The sequence below is a fragment of the Chachezhania sediminis genome (assembly GCF_009765275.1).
Classification (GTDB): domain Bacteria; phylum Pseudomonadota; class Alphaproteobacteria; order Rhodobacterales; family Rhodobacteraceae; genus Chachezhania; species Chachezhania sediminis.
In genome coordinates, this window is sequence record NZ_VOPH01000001.1 from 1,012,958 (window position 1) to 1,028,516 (window position 15,559).

Annotated in this window: 15 protein-coding genes; 8 read left to right on the top strand and 7 right to left on the bottom strand. The window is 64.5% G+C overall.

Annotation, left to right across the window (positions count from 1 at the left end):
• Nucleotides 1–13: 13 nt before the first annotated feature.
• Entirely contained in the window at nt 14–610 is a 597-nt protein-coding gene (locus FQK05_RS04780) for a YceI family protein (RefSeq protein WP_158964703.1), read from the bottom strand.
• 286 nt (nt 611–896) lie between these two features.
• Here FQK05_RS04780 and rpsF point away from each other — a divergent pair, with 286 nt between their 5' ends.
• The 3 genes from rpsF to rplI are packed head-to-tail and all read left to right on the top strand — an operon-like array spanning nt 897 to nt 2,244.
• Nucleotides 897–1,358: a 30S ribosomal protein S6 gene (gene rpsF, locus FQK05_RS04785; RefSeq protein ID WP_158964704.1), complete on the top strand. Its 462-nt coding sequence runs from the start codon at nt 897–899 to the stop codon at nt 1,356–1,358.
• A 25-nt stretch (nt 1,359–1,383) separates the two neighbouring features.
• Nucleotides 1,384–1,611 carry a 30S ribosomal protein S18 gene (rpsR, locus tag FQK05_RS04790; RefSeq protein ID WP_158964705.1) on the top strand — a complete coding sequence of 76 codons (228 nt, stop codon included), beginning with the start codon at nt 1,384–1,386 and terminating at the stop codon, nt 1,609–1,611.
• Nucleotides 1,612–1,623: 12 nt separating this feature from the next.
• A complete protein-coding gene (gene rplI, locus FQK05_RS04795) occupies nt 1,624–2,244 on the top strand; it encodes a 50S ribosomal protein L9 (protein WP_158964706.1) in 621 nt (206 codons plus the stop codon).
• Between the two features lie 317 nt (nt 2,245–2,561).
• On the opposite strand, the gene FQK05_RS04800 is transcribed toward rplI, so the two are convergent.
• Complete coding sequence (locus FQK05_RS04800; protein ID WP_158964707.1) at nt 2,562–2,999, bottom strand: DUF1330 domain-containing protein; 438 nt, start codon at nt 2,997–2,999, stop codon at nt 2,562–2,564.
• Nucleotides 3,000–3,230: 231 nt separating this feature from the next.
• Between FQK05_RS04800 and FQK05_RS04805 the strand changes: the two genes are divergently transcribed.
• Complete coding sequence (locus tag FQK05_RS04805; protein WP_158964708.1) at nt 3,231–3,731, top strand: transglycosylase SLT domain-containing protein; 501 nt, start codon at nt 3,231–3,233, stop codon at nt 3,729–3,731.
• Nucleotides 3,732–3,836: 105 nt separating this feature from the next.
• Here the strand turns inward: FQK05_RS04805 and FQK05_RS04810 are convergent, their stop codons facing one another.
• From FQK05_RS04810 to FQK05_RS04830, 5 genes are all read right to left on the bottom strand, one after another.
• Entirely contained in the window at nt 3,837–5,231 is a 1,395-nt protein-coding gene (locus FQK05_RS04810) for a TRAP transporter large permease (RefSeq protein ID WP_158964709.1), read from the bottom strand.
• Nucleotides 5,232–5,234: 3 nt separating this feature from the next.
• Nucleotides 5,235–5,924 (bottom strand): TRAP transporter small permease, encoded by a 690-nt coding sequence (locus FQK05_RS04815; protein WP_158964710.1) that lies wholly within the window; start codon nt 5,922–5,924, stop codon nt 5,235–5,237.
• Between the two features lie 108 nt (nt 5,925–6,032).
• Nucleotides 6,033–7,034 carry a DctP family TRAP transporter solute-binding subunit gene (locus FQK05_RS04820; protein ID WP_158964711.1) on the bottom strand — a complete coding sequence of 334 codons (1,002 nt, stop codon included), beginning with the start codon at nt 7,032–7,034 and terminating at the stop codon, nt 6,033–6,035.
• Between the two features lie 187 nt (nt 7,035–7,221).
• A complete protein-coding gene (locus FQK05_RS04825) occupies nt 7,222–8,196 on the bottom strand; it encodes an aldo/keto reductase (RefSeq protein ID WP_158964712.1) in 975 nt (324 codons plus the stop codon).
• Nucleotides 8,197–8,371: 175 nt separating this feature from the next.
• Nucleotides 8,372–10,543 (bottom strand): anthranilate synthase component I, encoded by a 2,172-nt coding sequence (locus FQK05_RS04830; RefSeq protein ID WP_158964713.1) that lies wholly within the window; start codon nt 10,541–10,543, stop codon nt 8,372–8,374.
• A gap of 430 nt (nt 10,544–10,973) precedes the next feature.
• Here FQK05_RS04830 and FQK05_RS04835 point away from each other — a divergent pair, with 430 nt between their 5' ends.
• The 4 genes from FQK05_RS04835 (at nt 10,974) to FQK05_RS04850 (ending at nt 15,559) form a co-directional block, all read left to right on the top strand.
• A complete protein-coding gene (locus tag FQK05_RS04835; RefSeq protein ID WP_158964714.1) occupies nt 10,974–11,558 on the top strand; it encodes an ANTAR domain-containing response regulator in 585 nt (194 codons plus the stop codon).
• Nucleotides 11,555–12,727 (top strand): ABC transporter substrate-binding protein, encoded by a 1,173-nt coding sequence (locus FQK05_RS04840; protein WP_158964715.1) that lies wholly within the window; start codon nt 11,555–11,557, stop codon nt 12,725–12,727. The genes FQK05_RS04835 and FQK05_RS04840 overlap by 4 nt, the downstream gene beginning before the upstream one ends.
• 278 nt (nt 12,728–13,005) lie before the next feature.
• Nucleotides 13,006–14,373, top strand: coding sequence for a CmpA/NrtA family ABC transporter substrate-binding protein (locus FQK05_RS04845; protein ID WP_158964716.1), 1,368 nt, complete (start codon nt 13,006–13,008; stop codon nt 14,371–14,373).
• A gap of 103 nt (nt 14,374–14,476) precedes the next feature.
• The gene (locus tag FQK05_RS04850; RefSeq protein WP_158964717.1) at nt 14,477–15,559 is read left to right on the top strand and encodes an ABC transporter permease; all 1,083 of its coding nucleotides are present in this window, start codon (nt 14,477–14,479) and stop codon (nt 15,557–15,559) included.

Here is a 15,559-nt window from a genome sequence, read left to right on the forward strand (position 1 = left end):
CTGGCGCAGGGGTTTATTCGGCTGCCTTCATCGCTTCGATCGAGATGAAGACGTTCACCTCGTCGCCGACATAGGGCGCGAACATGCCCATGTCGAAGTCGGTCCGCTTGACGACCGTGGTGGCGTCGAAGCCCATCCACTCCTGGTTGGCCATCGGGTGCATGCCCATCTGGTTCATGGTCGTCGCCAGGACCACCGGCTTGGTGATGCCGTTGATGGTCAGGTCGCCGGTGATGTTCGCGGTCTTCTCGCCCGTCACCTCGATCGAGGTCGACTTGAAGGTCACGTCGGCGTTTTCTTCCGCGCCGAAGAAGTCGGCGGTCAGGAAGTGGGCGTCGCGCTCGGCCCAGCCGGTCAGCAGGTTGGTCACCGGAAAGCTGACCTCGACCGAGGAAGCAGCCGGATCTTCGGCGTCAAAGGCGATCTCGCCGGTCAGGCCGCCGAACAGGCCATAGGTCGTCGAGAAGCCCAGGTGGTTGTAGTTGTAGACGACCTGGCTGTGGCTGGGGTCCAGGGTATAGTCCACGGACTCGGCCAGGGCCTGGCTGGAGAACACGGGGCCGGTCAGGCTGGTGGCAAGCGCCAGTGCGGCGAGCAGTCGAGAGGTCATCGAGATCTCCTAAGGGGGACAGGTGTTGCAATGCAGCAAGAAGTGTCGCTGCGGCTGCATAGTCGCAATTGGGCACCCCCCAACAGAACTTGTGCGGGGATGAACGGGTCCCGGGGCCCATCTGCACCCGGTTTTTCCTTGCCCCCCGGGCGGGGATGTGTATACGGGGCCATCCCTTCGCAGGCATATCTATTACCCGCGCAGACTCTCGTGACGGGACCGCGAAGGGGGCCAATGGCCCGGTCCCATCTTTGAAATGCGCCTCGACAGAAGAACAGGAGCACGCATGCCGCTCTACGAGCATGTCATGATTGCGCGCCAGGATCTCTCCGGCACGCAGGCCGAAGGCCTCATCGAACACTTCGGTGCCGTCCTGACCGACAACGGCGGAAAGCTGGTCGATCACGAGTACTGGGGCGTCAAGACGATGGCCTACAAGATCAACAAGAACCGCAAGGGCCATTATGCCTATCTGCGTTCCGATGCACCGGCAGCCGCCGTGCAGGAAATGGAACGCCTGATGCGCCTCCACGACGACGTCATGCGCGTCCTGACCATCAAGGTCGACGAGCACAAGGAAGGTCCGTCGGTCCAGATGCAGAAGCGCGACGAGCGCGGGGATCGCGGCGACCGTCGTGATCGCGGGGATCGTGGCGACCGCGGGGATCGTGGCGACCGCCGTGACCGTGGCGATCGCGGTGACCGGGGTGATCGCGGCGACCGCGGTGATCGCGGCGACCGTAGCTGAGACCGGCTGAGAGGAGATACCAGATATGGCAACCCGTCCGTTTTTCCGCCGTCGCAAGGTCTGCCCGTTCTCTGGCGAGAACGCGCCCGCCATCGACTACAAGGACACCCGTCTTCTGCAGCGCTACATTTCCGAGCGCGGCAAGATCGTCCCGTCCCGCATCACCGCCGTTTCGGCCAAGAAGCAGCGTGAGCTGGCCCGTGCAATCAAGCGTGCCCGTTTCCTCGCCCTGCTCCCCTACGCGGTGAAGTAAGGAGCCCATCCGATGCAAGTCATCCTTCTTGAACGCGTGGCCAAGCTGGGCCAGATGGGCGACGTCGTCGACGTCAAGTCCGGCTATGCACGCAACTTCCTCCTGCCCCAGGGCAAGGCGCTGACGGCCTCCAAGGCAAACATCGCCGGCTTCGAAACGCAGAAGGCCCAGCTCGAGGCGCGCAACCTCGAGACCAAGAAAGAAGCCGAAGCGCTGTCCGACCGTCTGAACGGTCAGCAATTCGTCGTCATCCGCTCGGCATCCGATGCCGGCGCGCTGTACGGTTCCGTCGCCCCCCGCGACGTGGCCGACGTGGCGACCGAAGAAGGCTTCAGCATCGACCGCAAGCAGGTTGTCCTGCTGCGTCCGATCAAGGACCTGGGCCTGCACACCGTTTCGGTCGTGCTGCACCCGGAAGTGACCGCCGAAGTCGTCCTGAACGTTGCCCGCTCGGTTGAAGAAGCCGAACTGCAGGCTTCGGGCAAGTCGATCCAGGAACTGGCCGCCGAAGAGGAAGCTGCCGCGGAATTCGAAATCGCCGGCCTCTTCGACGATATCGGTGGCGCAGCCAACGACGACGACGACATGGCCCCGGCGTCCCGCGCCGAGGAAGACGAGGACACCGCGTCGTAATCCGACCGGACCTCTTGTCGAAGACATGGGAAAGCCGCGCTCCGGGACCGGAGCGCGGCTTTCTCGCTTTTCGCGGGCATTTTCAGGGTTGCAGGGCAACCTGCCTGTCCGGCGAACGCAGCGTCCCTGCGCGGCCGAGCCGGGCTGGGGTCGCGGGGCAGACGGCAGACCCGGGCATAGGCCACCCGGAACGGGGAAGGCTGCCGGAGCAGCCCGGCAAGATCACGCAACCCTGCACCGTGGAACGCCCGTCCCGCGGCTGACGGCCGGGTCATGCGCCCGACCCGGGATCCGCCGGTCGGGCGGGCCCGCTTGGATCACCCTTCGGGGTCGGCGAAGTTGCCCCCGGTGGCCAGCGGCCGGGTGCGGATCAGCCGCGAATCGGCCACCGCCGCCTTCCGGTGGATAACTGCCTTCTGGTAATCGGGGTCCTTCACCATCGCGACGAAGGCGTCGACCGACGGATATTCCGCGATGAAGCAATGGTCCCACGCCTCGCCCGTGTCGGGGCCGATCAGCATCAGCTCGAACGCGCCGCGCCAGACGATGCGTCCACCCACGCGCTCCATGACCGGCGCGCTGTGGCGGCCATAGGCGGCATAGGCCTCGGCCCCCGTGGCCGGCCCGTGGCCGCTGTCGGCCGGGTATTCCGCAACTTCGCGCAAAAGCACGAGGTTCAGCATCTGCACGGGGCCTTCGCGGTCCATGTCGCGAAAGGCGCGGAACTTCTCGCGCGTGGTGTCCAGGTGGGGCATGGGGTTTCCTCCGATTGCGGCGCTTTGGCCATTCGGGGCAGACTGTAGGGCGCGCCTCGGCTGGGCAAGGCGCTTTTCCAAGAGCCTTCCGCCGTCACGAGGCGGCGCCCCGCTCTCCCGCCATCGGCGGGAGAGCGCCAAGACGCTTTTCCGGCGCCTTCCTGGCCACTTGCCTAAGCCATCAAGGTTAAGCAGGATATGCGCCACCTGAAGCAGCTCCGCAGGACCCACATGGCGCTCCATTCCCGACGCTCCACTCTTTGCCTTCTCGGCCTCGGCCCTGCGGCCCTGGCGCTTGCCGGCTGCGGTCAGCCCGGCAAGGGCACGCTCTCTGCCAAGAAGAAATTCTCCGGTTCCGAACCGCCGCTCTATCCGAACGAGACGCCGGAACTCCGGGCCCTGATCAACCATTACGCCGATACCTACGAAGTGCCGCGCCCGCTGGTGCAGCGCGTCGTGATCCGCGAAAGCACCCACCGCCCGCACGCCCGTAACGGCCCCTATTACGGCCTGATGCAGATCCTGCCCGCAACCGCCCGCACCATGGGCTTCAGCGGCTCTGCCAACGGTCTGCTGGATGCCGGCACCAACCTGAAATACGGCGTGAAATATCTGCGGGGCGCCTATCTCGTCGCCGACGGCAATCAGGACAAGGCGGTCAGCTGGTACGCCCGCGGCTATTATTACGAGGCCAAGCGCAAGGGCCTTCTGGAAGTCACCGGCCTGGTCTGAACCTGGACCCGCGGGGCGCGCACCTGCCCTGCTTTGTCGGCCGATACTGAAAAGGCGCCGTCCCCCTGGGAACGGCGCCTTTTCTTTTGCACGCAAGACCCAGATCTATTTCGTGATGATCTCGGGGCCCATGATCGCCGTCGGCAGGAAGGTCGACAGCGGCGGGAAGTAGGTCACCAGGATCAGGAACACGAACAGCACCGCCAGGAAGGGCAGCGCCGCGCGTACCACAGCCATCATCGGCATCCCCGCCACGCCCGACGTCACGAACAGGTTCAGGCCCACGGGTGGCGTGATCATCCCGATCTCCATGTTCACCACCATGATGATACCCAGGTGGATCGGATCGATCCCCAACTCGACGGCTATAGGAAAGACCAGCGGCGCCACGATCACCAGAAGGCCCGACGGTTCCATGAACTGGCCGCCGATCAGCAGGATGATGTTGACCACGATCAGGAACATGATCGGGCCCAGCCCCGCCTCCAGCATCGCGCCGGCGATCTTCTGCGGGATCTGTTCGTCCGTCAGCACGTGCTTCAGAATCAGCGCATTGGCGATGATGAACATCAGCGTAATGGTCAGCTTGCCCGCCTCGAACAGCGTCTGGCGCGTGTCGCGGTGGACAAAGGCCGTCAGCAGCGCCCAGGGCTTGTGCAGAAGCGAAGACCGCTCTCGCCCCTCGCCCGCGCTGAGCGGCCCCATGTCGCGATAGACGAAAAGCGCGATGATGAAGGCATAGACCGAGGCGACGGCCGCCGCTTCCGTCGGTGTGAAGATGGCGCCGGTGATGCCGGGAATGCCGTAGATCCCGATCATGATGATCGCGATCAGCATCAGCCCCCAGAACGCTTCCGAAAAGCTGCGGCCCACTTCGGCCCAGCCCAGCCAGTCGCCCTTGGGCATCTTTTTGATGCCCGCCATAACATAGATGGTCACCATCAGCATCAGGCCTGCGACGATCCCCGGAAAGACCCCCGCAAGGAACATCCGCCCGACCGAGACATCGGTGGCCGAGGCATAGACCACCATCACGATCGATGGCGGGATCAGGATCCCCAGCGTGCCGGCATTGGCGATGACGCCCGCGGCGAAGTCACGGGTATACCCGGCCTCGCGCATGGCCGCGATGACGATGCCGCCGATGGCCACCACCGTCGCGGGCGAAGACCCCGACAGTGCCGCGAACAGCATGCAGGCGAAGACGCCCGAGATGGCCAGCCCGCCCCGCAGGTGCCCGACGCAGGCGATGGAAAAGCGGATGATCCGTTTCGCCACCCCGCCTGTCGACATGAAGGACGACGCCAGGATGAAGAACGGGATCGCCAGAAGCGTGTAATGGCCCGCCATCGCCTGGTAGAAACTTTGCGCCACCGAAGCCAGCGAGGTGTTCGAGAACGCCAGAAGGAAGATCGTCGACGACAGGCCCAGCGACACGGCGATGGGCACGCCGATCAGCATCAGGCCGATCACGATCACGAAAAGCAGAACGACTTCCATGGATCAGTCCTTCCCCGCCCGGGCCGCGGCCAGTTCCTCGATCGCGTCCTCGGCCTCGTGGCTGGCGATCATGCTGCTGCGGGTGCCGTTGACGATGCCCACCGTGGCCTGAATGAAGCGGAACAGGATCAGCGCAGCACCCACGGGCAGGATCGCGTAGGGGATCACCCGGGGCAGCTTTTCGTATTCGTCACCATAGTTGATCAGTGGCTCCAACCAGCGGAAGATCTCCGGCATGGGGACCTGGTCGGTGGTATAGAACGCCCGGTCACGCACGCCCGTGGTGAAGCCCAGCGGGAACCAGCGTCCCTCGGTCGGCTGCAGCGCCGCAAAGGGCGCCCAGTAATCCCACGCGCCTTTCAAAAGCAGCACCCCATAGGCGATGCAGCACGCGGCCGAGATCAGCGCCAGCACCTTCCGCCCTCGGGGCGAAAAGAGGTTGGTCACCGCGTCCACGCCCAGATGGGCCGTAACCTTGATGCAGTAGCTGACCCCGAAGATCACCAGCCAGGCGAACAGGATCAGCGTCACCTCCAGCCCCCAGATCAGCGAGGCATTGAAGACGTAGCGCAGGACCACGTTCACGAAAGTAACAATCGTCATCAGCCCCAGAAGCAGGGCGATGGCACTTTCCTCGAACTCGTTGACCACACGTCCCAATGCACTTCGGGACGGTTCTCGATGCGCGCTCATGCCGGTCTCCATGGCAGGTTGCGGAAGGGAATTGCAAACGGCCGTGCGGATACGACAAGGGCGCCGGACCGAATTGTCGATCCGGCGCCCCGTCGGTCCCCGTGTCGCTTACATCGACTCGTTGATCTTCTGGGCCGCCGCGATGTTATCGGCGCCCACGTCCCCTTCGAACTGGCTCCAGACCGGCTTCATGGCAGCCACCCAGGCTTCGCGCTGTTCCGGCGTCAGTTCGCGGATCACGCCACCGGCATCCAGGATCGCCTGACGGGCATCCATGTCCACCTGGCCCACGGCCGCGTTCCGTTCCGTCGTCACCTCGTTCAGGATGGTCAGGAACTGGTCCCGCACCGCCGGGTCCAGGCTGTCCAGCCAGTCGACCGAGGTCACGACCAGATAGTCCAGTACGCCGTGGTTGGTTTCGGTCGTGCCGTCCTGCACTTCAAAGAACTTCTGGCCGTAGATGTTGGACCAGGTGTTTTCCTGCCCGTCCACGACGCCCTGCTGCAGCGCGCCATAGACTTCCGAGAAGGCCATCGGCTGCGGCGAGGCCTTCAGCGCCTCCATCTGGGCCACCAGCACATCCGACGGCTGGACCCGGAACTTCAGCCCAGCCGCATCTTCCGGCATCAAGAGCGGCTTGTTGGCCGAAAACTGCTTCATCCCGTTGTGCCAGAATTCCAGCCCCTGCAGACCGCGGCGCGCCATGGAATCCTTCATCGCCTGGCCCGTATCCGACTCCTGGAAGGCATCGACCGCATCGATGTTCACGAACATGAACGGCAGGTCGAAGATCCGGAACTTCTTGGTGAAGGTCTCGAACTTCGACAGCGACGGCGCGGCCAGCTGGACATTGCCCTGCAGCATCGCTTCCAGCACCTGGTCGTCGTTATAGAGCGTGGAGTTCGGATAGACCTCCAGGCACAAGGTACCGTTCATCTCCTCGTTCACGCGGTCGGCCAGCAGGCTGGCCGCGATGCCCTTGGGATGCTTGTCGGTATTGGTGACGTGAGCGAATTTCACGACCATCTCGCCATCGTCGCAGGCGGCAAATGCGGTCGAAGCGCCAAGGGCCAAAATGGCGGCGGCCGCTGTCGAAACGAGATACTTCATCTTCATACTCCTCCTGTTGGGGGTCACAGACCGCACGGCCCGTTCAGGCGCGGGCGCTCCTTGTCCACGGTCCGGACCCGGATTCGATGGTAGCCGATCTTCAAAGCTTTTCCAGCCGCTCGCACAACGTTTACGTGAACGGACAGGTCATGACTCAAACGGCGCGTGGCTTTTGTTTCGTCAATGATTACCGCATCTTACGGTAGGTTTCCGGTAGGTCAAGGCCGATCCCTGTCAGGTGCCCGAAAACTTCTTCGAGGATAGTGCAATCTTCTTGGGGTAGCGGCGGCTGGTTGATCGCTTCGATATTGGACTTCAGGTGCGCCGGATTGCCGGTACCAAACAGGACCACTTCGGCCCCGGGCTCGTGCCGGCCATAGCGATAGGCGGCCTCGGTCAGGCTGGCGGCGTGGCCGTCGGCCAGCAGAAAGCCCAGGGGCGCCGCGCGGTCGACCCGGGCCGGGTCCAGCTTGCCCTCGTCCAGCAGCTGGGCGACCGTTTCCTCCAGAAGGTTCGGTCGGCTGAAGATGTTGCGGACGACGAACATAAGCTGCGTGGCGATGCCCTTCGCCTGCGTGTGGGGAAAGACCTTCCGCCGGGCGATCTGGTTCAGCATGTGAAAGGCCAGCATCACCGCTTCCCACGGATTGTCCGGGTCGGCCATGGCCATGGACAGCATCTCCTGCTGGGGATCCGCGGGTCCGCTTTCGGTGATACCGATATGGCGGATGCGGCCCTTCTCCTTCTCCTTCAGAAGCAGCGGGAGATAGATGTCCTTGGCCCTGGCATAGGTATCGGGCTGGACCGCGTGCAGGCTGAAAAGGTCGACATGATCGGTCTTCAGTTCCCTGAGCGAGGTTTCGAAGTTTTCAAGGAAGGTCGCTTCGTCGATATGTTCGCCCTTGAAGCGGATCAGGCCCTTGGTGGCGATCGCAACCTTGTCGCGGCCGATGCGGCCGACGGCGGTGCCGACCGCCCCTTCGGAACCATAGGCCCGCGCGGTGTCGAAGAAGGTGACGCCCTGGTCGAAGGCCGCTTCGACCAGCGTGGCGGCCTCGGCCTCGGTCCCGCCGGTGCCCAGGCCCAGCCGGCTGTTGCCGCCGCAGCCCAGCCCTGCAACCCCGACGGTCAAACCTGTCGATCCGAAACTGACCTGATCCATGATGCGCCCTTTCCCGCGTGTCTGTCGATGCGCGGACAATGCGCGACAGCGGCGGCCGGGCCAAGGCGCTTCGAAACGCCTTTTGGTCGCCCGGTCGCGAAACCGGGCGACAAGGGGACGGCCTGGTGCGGGGGAAGGCGGTTTAAATCGCCTTGCCCCGCACCGGGACTTGCCGTCAGCCGGCCTTTGCGGCCGGCGGCGTTTCGGTCAGCAGTCGGATCGCGTTCTCGATCATGCGCATGCCGACGTCCTGGCCCAGCGACATGATGCTTTCCGGGTGGAATTGCACCGCCGCGATGGGCAGGGTCCGGTGTTCGATCCCCATGATCACCCCGTCCGAGGTGGTGGCCGTGACCATCAACTCCTCCGGCAGGGTTTCAGGGTCGATATGCAGCGAATGATAGCGCCCGATGGCCACCGTCTGCGGCAGGCCGGCAAAGACCCGGCCCGGTGCCTCCACCGTCACCCGCGACGGCTTGCCATGCATGGGCACGTCCAGTTGCTTCAGCTTGGCGCCGTAGAACTCGCCGATGGCCTGCTGACCCAGGCAGACGCCGAAAATCGGCAGCCCCCGCGCCAGCGCCGCCCGGATCGTCGCCGAACAGTCGAAGTCCCGCGGATTGCCCGGTCCCGGGCTCAGCATCACCAGGTCCGGCTGCACCTCGTCGAAGACCTCGGCCGGCACGGGCGAGCGCACGGTCACCACCTCAGCGCCGGTCTGGCGCACGTAATTGGCCAACGTGTGGACGAAGCTGTCCTCGTGATCGACCAGCAGCACCGTCCGGCCCGAAGCTGTGGGCCCGCGCCATCCGTCGCCGCCGCCCTCGTTCGGCCGGTCGACACCGCGCACGGCCGCCCGCATGGCGGAAGCCTTCAGTTCGGTCTCGGCCTCTTCCTCTTCGGGATCGCTGTCATACAGAAGCGTCGCACCCGCGCGCACCTCGGCCACGCCGTTCTTGATCCGGACCGTGCGCAATGTCAGGCCCGTGTTCATGTCGCCGTTGAACTGCACCGCGCCAACGGCACCGCCATACCAGAAGCGGGTCGATTTCTCGTGCCGCTCGATAAAGCGCATGGCCCAGAGCTTGGGCGCCCCGGTCACCGTCACCGCCCAGGTGTGGCTGAGGAACGCATCGAACGCGTCCATCCCCTGCCGCAGCCGGCCTTCGATATGGTCGACCGTGTGGATCAGACGCGAATACATCTCGATCTGCCGCCGGCCGATCACGCGGACCGAACCGGGATCGCAGACCCGGCTTTTGTCATTGCGGTCCACGTCCGAGCACATCGTCAACTCGCTCTCGTCCTTCTTGGACTGGAGAAGCTTCAGGATCTGTTCGCTGTCCTCGATCGCGTCGGCGCCGCGCTTGATCGTGCCAGAGATCGGGCAGGTCTCGACCCGCCGTCCTGTGACGCGCACGAACATTTCCGGGCTGGCGCCCACAAGGTATTCCTGCGCGCCCAGGTTCATGACGAAACCGAAGGGCGCCGGATTGATCCGCTTCAGCCGCTCGAAGATCGCCGACGGGCTGTCCTTGCAGGGTTCAAAGAAGACCTGGCCCGGGACCACCTCGAACAGGTCGCCCTTGATGAAGCTTTCCTTCGCCTTCTTGACCAGTTCCGCATATTCGCCCGGCGCATGGTCGCCGCGCGGCACGTCCTGCGGGCCGGGCCGGAACGGTTCCGCCACGCCGCCGCCGCTCAGGCCGCGGGTGTCATGTCCGTCCTTGGCGAATTCGTAGTCCAGCCAGTAGCTTTGCGCCGAATAGTGGTCGGTCACCAGGATCGAATCGATCAGGAACAGCACCAAATCGCGCTGGTCGTCGGGGCGGTCCAGCACGTACTCGATGGGTTCGAACTGGAAGGCCAGATCGTATCCGAAAGCGCCGTAAAGCCCCAGGTGCCCGTCCTCGTCCGACCTGAACAGCTCGACGATGGCCCGCAGGACCGAGAAGACAGAGGGCGCGCGCGAACGTTCCTCTTCGCGGAAGACGCGCTCCGGCTCCTTCACGGTCAGGGTGATCAGCGCCGGCGTCGCGTCAAAGCTGCGGATGTCCTTGTGGCCGTCCAGCACCGGGCCGATCATGCCCAGGATCGCCTGGCCCCGTTCGTTCAGGGCGCGGATCTGCATGGTCCGGCCGCGGGCCTCCAACATCACCGGCGGCTCGACAAAGCCGAATTCCCAGCGGGTGTACCGGCCGGGATATTCATAGTTCGAACTCAGCAGCACACCGTGATGGCTGTCCAGCTTGCGGGCCAGATCGGCGCTTGCGGTCAGGTACTCGGCGGGACGCTCACGTCGTGCGACATGGACGCCACCCGCGGTGGCGAAGGACAGATCGGTCATGGATTTTCACTTTCTGGACGGATCGGGTGCGTCAGCGGCACCCGGAAATAACTTGGGACAGGCAGGCTTCAGCAGTTACGCCAGCCACGCCATCGGCCGTTGGAGCATTGGACGTGCCATCGCATCACGGTCATCGGTCCTTGGACACCCAGGTTGAAAGTTTCTTTCGCCTAGCAACCGCCGCGCGGAATGTAAAGTCGGCATCGCTCCCGTCAGGGTAATTGGCGACGTGGAAAGGCGTAGAGAGACGGACCGCGCGCGGGACGGCAAGCCGGATCGCTCAGTCGCTTCCGGAGGAGCGGCCGGCGGGGTGGGCCTGCGTGCGATCCGGGCGCCCGGGCGCACCACGCCGATTGCCAGCGTCATCCCCCCGACATATGCTGCATCGCAGCACCGAAGGCCGCGCCAGATGCCGAAACGAAGGGATGCCATGACAGACCGCCTGACTATAGTCGTGGTCGAAAAGGATCGCGACCGGGCCATCCAGATCGTCGACGCCCTGAAGGCGGCCGACGATTACGAGGTCTTTGTCATCAGCGAACCGACCGCGCTGGCCCGCCAGATCGCGGCCCATGCCCCCGACATCGTGCTGATCGACATCGACAACCCGTCCCGCGACACGCTGGAGGAACTGACGCTGGCCTCCGGCCCTCTCGACCGTCCGGTCGCGATGTTCGTCTCCGGCCCCGCCGGCGGGCTGGCCCGCACGGCGATCGAGGCCGGGGTGTCCGCCTATGTCGTCGACGGCTTGCAGCCCGAACGTCTGAAGCCGGTGCTGGATGCCGCCATCGCGCGGTTCCAGCTGTTCCGTCGGATGCGCACCGAACTGGCCGAAACCAAGCGGGCACTGGAAGAGCGCAAGGTCATCGACCGCGCCAAGGGCATGCTGATGAAGGCCAAGGGCATTGGCGAGGACGAGGCCTATGCCCTTCTGCGCAAGACGGCCATGGACCAGGGCCGCCGCATGGCCGAGGTGGCCGAGGCGCTGGTCACCGCCGCGGGGCTTTTGTCGTGAAGACCGTCACCGTCTCTGCCGCCTATATCCCGCTGGTCGACGCCGCGCCCCTGATCGTGGCCGAGGAAATGGGCTTTGCCGAGGCCGAGGGGTTGACGCTGGATCTGGTCAAGGCGCCCTCCTGGTCTTCGGTCCGGGACATGCTGTCCTTCGGGCGGGTGGATGCGGCACATCTTCTGTCCCCCATTCCCGTGGCGATGGCCCTGGGCCTGGGTGGCGTGGCGGGCGGCATCTCGGCGGTCGAGGTCCTGTCGGTCAACGGCAATGTCATCGGCGTCAGCCAGGCGCTGGCCGACAGGCTGCGGGCCGGCGGCTATGGCTTCGACTTCCACGACCCCCGTGCCGCGGGCACAGCGCTGGCCGCCGCCATCGACGGGCCGTTGCGGGTGGGCGTGCCCTTCCCGTTCTCGATGCACGCAGAGCTTTTGCATTACTGGTTCGAGGCGGTGGGCCTGGATGCCCCTGCCCCGCCGCAGATCCACACCATCCCGCCACCCCTGATGGCCGCGGCCCTGGGCGCCGGAGAGATCGACGCCTTCTGCGTGGGCGAACCCTGGGGCTCCATCGCGGTCGAGAACGGGTTTGGCGAGCTTCTGCTGCCCGGCGCCGCCATCTGGGGCTTTGCGCCGGAAAAAGTGCTGGCCGTCCGAACCGACTGGGCCGAGACCGAACCCCACCTGCTGGGCCGCCTGATGCGGGCCGTCTGGCGCGCGGGCCAGTGGCTGGGCCGCCCCGAAAGCCGCACGACGGTGGCCGAGATCCTGTCTCGCAAGCAGTACCTGGATGTCCCGGCCGAGGTCATCGACCGCGCGCTGACCGGCACGCTGACGATTTCGCCCCGGGGCGAACAGCGCCATGTCGACCGGTTCATCGAATTCCACGCCGGGGCCGCGAACTTTCCATGGCGCAGCCAGGCCGCCTGGATCGCACAGCGGATCGCCCGCCGGTCCGGCCTGGATCCCGCCGCAGCCGTGACCGCGGGCAAGAAGGTCTTTCGCACCGATCTCTACCGTCGCGAACTGAAGGCCGCGGGCGCCGACCTGCCAGGCGCGTCCGAAAAGCTGGAAGGATCGATTCGGCATGTCACGGCCGTGGCATCCGAAAGCGGCCGACTGTTCCTTCAGCCCGACGCTTTCTTCGATGACGAAATTTTTGATCCGCCCGCGTGATCCTGCACAGTTTTTGACCCGGATGTGAAAGGCATCTTCGGGAAAATCCCCGGTTTCACGAAATATCCCTGCCCAGGCAAGGATTGCACTTGCAGCATCGTTCCATGGTGCGTCACAAGGGCTGTATCGGGAAGCAGTGTCGTTTCCCTTCAGACCGGATCCCGACGATTGGGATCGCTGAGCAAAGCCGCTCGACCCTTCGCACACGCGATGTGAGTCAGCGGCTTTTTTGTTTTTTCCGGACCGATAACACCTGTCCCCCAGGAAGGAATGACGTGATGCAGAACCTAGTGCTCGCCCTCGTTGCCTCCACGGCTCTGGCCAGCCCGACCTTCGCCGAGATGCTGGATCTCGAAAAGGACGAACTGACCTTCGGCTTCATCAAGCTGACCGACATGGCCCCCCTGGCTGTGGCCTATGAACAGGGTTTCTTCGATGACGAAGGTCTGTTCGTCACGCTGGAGGCGCAGGCCAACTGGAAGGTGCTGCTGGACGGCGTGATTGACGGACAGCTGGACGGCGCCCACATGCTGGCGGGCCAGCCGCTGGCCGCGACCATCGGCTATGGCACCAAGGCCCATATCGTCACCCCCTTCTCGATGGACCTAAACGGCAACGGCATCACCGTGTCGAACGAGGTCTGGGAGATGATGAAGCCGAACCTGCCCACCACGGCGGACGGCAAGATCGAACACCCGATTTCCGCCAGTTACCTGAAGCCCGTGATCGAAACCTTCCGCTCGCAGGGCAAGCCCTTCAACATGGGCATGGTCTTCCCGGTGTCGACCCACAACTACGAACTGCGCTACTGGCTGGCCGCCGGCGGCATCCAGCCCGGCTATTACGCGCCCGACAACGTGACCGGCCAGATCGGGGCCGAAGCGTTCCTGTCCGTGACCCCGCCGCCGCAGATGCCGGCAACGCTGGAGGCCGGAACCATCAACGGCTACTGCGTGGGCGAACCGTGGAACCAGCAGGCCGTGTTCAAGGGCATCGGCGTGCCGGTGATCACCGACTACGAGCTGTGGAAGAACAACCCGGAAAAGGTCTTCGGCATCACCGCCGAATTCGCGGAACAGTATCCGAACACCACGCTGGCCATCACCAAGGCACTGATCCGCGCCGCCATGTGGCTGGACGAAAACGACAATGCCAACCGCGAAGAAGCGGTCGAGATCCTGTCGCGTCCCGAATATGTCGGCGCCGATGCCGAGGTCATCGCGAACTCGATGACCGGCACATTTGAATACGAAAAGGGCGACAAGCGCGACGTCCCCGACTTCAACGTCTTCTTCCGCTACTTCGCGAACTACCCCTACTACTCGGACGCGGTCTGGTATCTCAGCCAGATGCGCCGGTGGGGCCAGATCGCCGAGACCCGGCCCGACAGCTGGTACGACGAGGTGGCAAAGTCGGTCTACAAGCCGGACATCTACCTTCAGGCCGCCAAGTTGCTGGTCGACGAGGGCCTGGCGGATCAGGCCGACTTTCCCTGGGACAGCGACGGTTACCGCGAACCGACCCCGGCCGGGGACGTCATCGACGGCATCCCCTTCGATGCAAGGGCGCCCAACGCCTACATCGACAGCCTGCCGATCGGCCTGAAATCGGGTCAGACCGTCGTGGGCAACGCGATCCAGGGCTGACCAGCCCGGGACCGTCCGAACCTCCCCTTCCGGGCGGTCCCACCCCCTTCTTCCCGGTGCGCCCCGCCGCGCCGTTCCCAGGCCGACTTCCGGAGAACGAGACATGACCACCGTCGATCCAGACTTCCAGGCGTCCCGTCTGCGCGAAGAGCGTCGGGCCCGCTATTTCACCCGCATCAATGCCGCCGACAAGTGGTTCCAGGTCGTGGGACTGGCGTGGATCACACCGATGCTGAAGGGCCTTGCCGGCGACAATCCGCGGGCCCAGGCCGGCGAGGTCTGGCGTCTTCTGGGCGTGCCTATCCTGTCCATCGTCTGTTTCCTGCTGGTCTGGGCCGCGCTGGCGCCGACCGTGCAGACCTCGCTGGGGGCCGTGCCCGGCCCGGCGCAGGTCTGGGCCGAGGCCGTGGCCCTGAACCAGGACGCGATCCAGAAGGCCGAAAAGGAACAGCAGCATTACGAGCGTGTGGAAAAGCGCAATACCCGCCTGATCGAACAGGGCAAGGCCGACCAGGTGAAGGACATTCCCTACACCGGCGCGCCCAGCTACTACGACCAGATCTGGACCTCGATCAAGACGGTGTTCTTCGGCTTCCTGATCGCGACGCTGATCGCCGTGCCGCTGGGCATCCTGGCGGGCCTGTCGCCCACTGCGAATTCGGCGCTGAACCCGCTGATCCAGATCTTCAAGCCGGTCTCGCCCCTGGCATGGCTGCCCATCGTCACCATGATCATTTCGGCCGTGCTGGCATCGAATGACGGGCTGTTTTCGAAAAGCTTCCTGGTCTCGGCTATCACTGTGACCCTGTGTTCGCTGTGGCCCACGCTGATCAACACCTCGCTGGGGGTGGCGTCCATCGACAAGGATCTGATCAACGTGTCGAAGGTCCTGAAGATGAACACCTGGACCAAGATCACCAAACTGGTCCTGCCTTCGGCCCTGCCGCTGATCTTCACCGGCCTGCGCCTGTCGCTCGGTGTCGGCTGGATGGTCCTGATCGCGGCGGAAATGCTGGCTCAGAACCCGGGCCTGGGCAAGTTCGTCTGGGATGAATTCCAGAACGGGTCTTCCAGCTCGCTGGCCAAGATCATGGTGGCCGTCTTCACCATCGGCATCATCGGCTTCCTGCTGGATCGCGTCATGTTCGCGCTTCAGTCCCTCTTCACCTTCACGAACAACCGGTGA

Bases quoted from the DNA above. Each gene is read 5' to 3' on its own strand.
- FQK05_RS04780 (WP_158964703.1), bottom strand. From the start codon at position 610: ATGACCTCTCGACTGCTCGCCGCACTGGCGCTTGCCACCAGCCTGACC.
- rpsF (WP_158964704.1), top strand. From the start codon at position 897: ATGCCGCTCTACGAGCATGTCATGATTGCGCGCCAGGATCTCTCCGGC.
- rpsR (WP_158964705.1), top strand. From the start codon at position 1,384: ATGGCAACCCGTCCGTTTTTCCGCCGTCGCAAGGTCTGCCCGTTCTCT.
- rplI (WP_158964706.1), top strand. From the start codon at position 1,624: ATGCAAGTCATCCTTCTTGAACGCGTGGCCAAGCTGGGCCAGATGGGC.
- FQK05_RS04800 (WP_158964707.1), bottom strand. From the start codon at position 2,999: ATGCCCCACCTGGACACCACGCGCGAGAAGTTCCGCGCCTTTCGCGAC.
- FQK05_RS04805 (WP_158964708.1), top strand. From the start codon at position 3,231: ATGGCGCTCCATTCCCGACGCTCCACTCTTTGCCTTCTCGGCCTCGGC.
- FQK05_RS04810 (WP_158964709.1), bottom strand. From the start codon at position 5,231: ATGGAAGTCGTTCTGCTTTTCGTGATCGTGATCGGCCTGATGCTGATC.
- FQK05_RS04815 (WP_158964710.1), bottom strand. From the start codon at position 5,924: ATGAGCGCGCATCGAGAACCGTCCCGAAGTGCATTGGGACGTGTGGTC.
- FQK05_RS04820 (WP_158964711.1), bottom strand. From the start codon at position 7,034: ATGAAGTATCTCGTTTCGACAGCGGCCGCCGCCATTTTGGCCCTTGGC.
- FQK05_RS04825 (WP_158964712.1), bottom strand. From the start codon at position 8,196: ATGGATCAGGTCAGTTTCGGATCGACAGGTTTGACCGTCGGGGTTGCA.
- FQK05_RS04830 (WP_158964713.1), bottom strand. From the start codon at position 10,543: ATGACCGATCTGTCCTTCGCCACCGCGGGTGGCGTCCATGTCGCACGA.
- FQK05_RS04835 (WP_158964714.1), top strand. From the start codon at position 10,974: ATGACAGACCGCCTGACTATAGTCGTGGTCGAAAAGGATCGCGACCGG.
- FQK05_RS04845 (WP_158964716.1), top strand. From the start codon at position 13,006: ATGCAGAACCTAGTGCTCGCCCTCGTTGCCTCCACGGCTCTGGCCAGC.
- FQK05_RS04850 (WP_158964717.1), top strand. From the start codon at position 14,477: ATGACCACCGTCGATCCAGACTTCCAGGCGTCCCGTCTGCGCGAAGAG.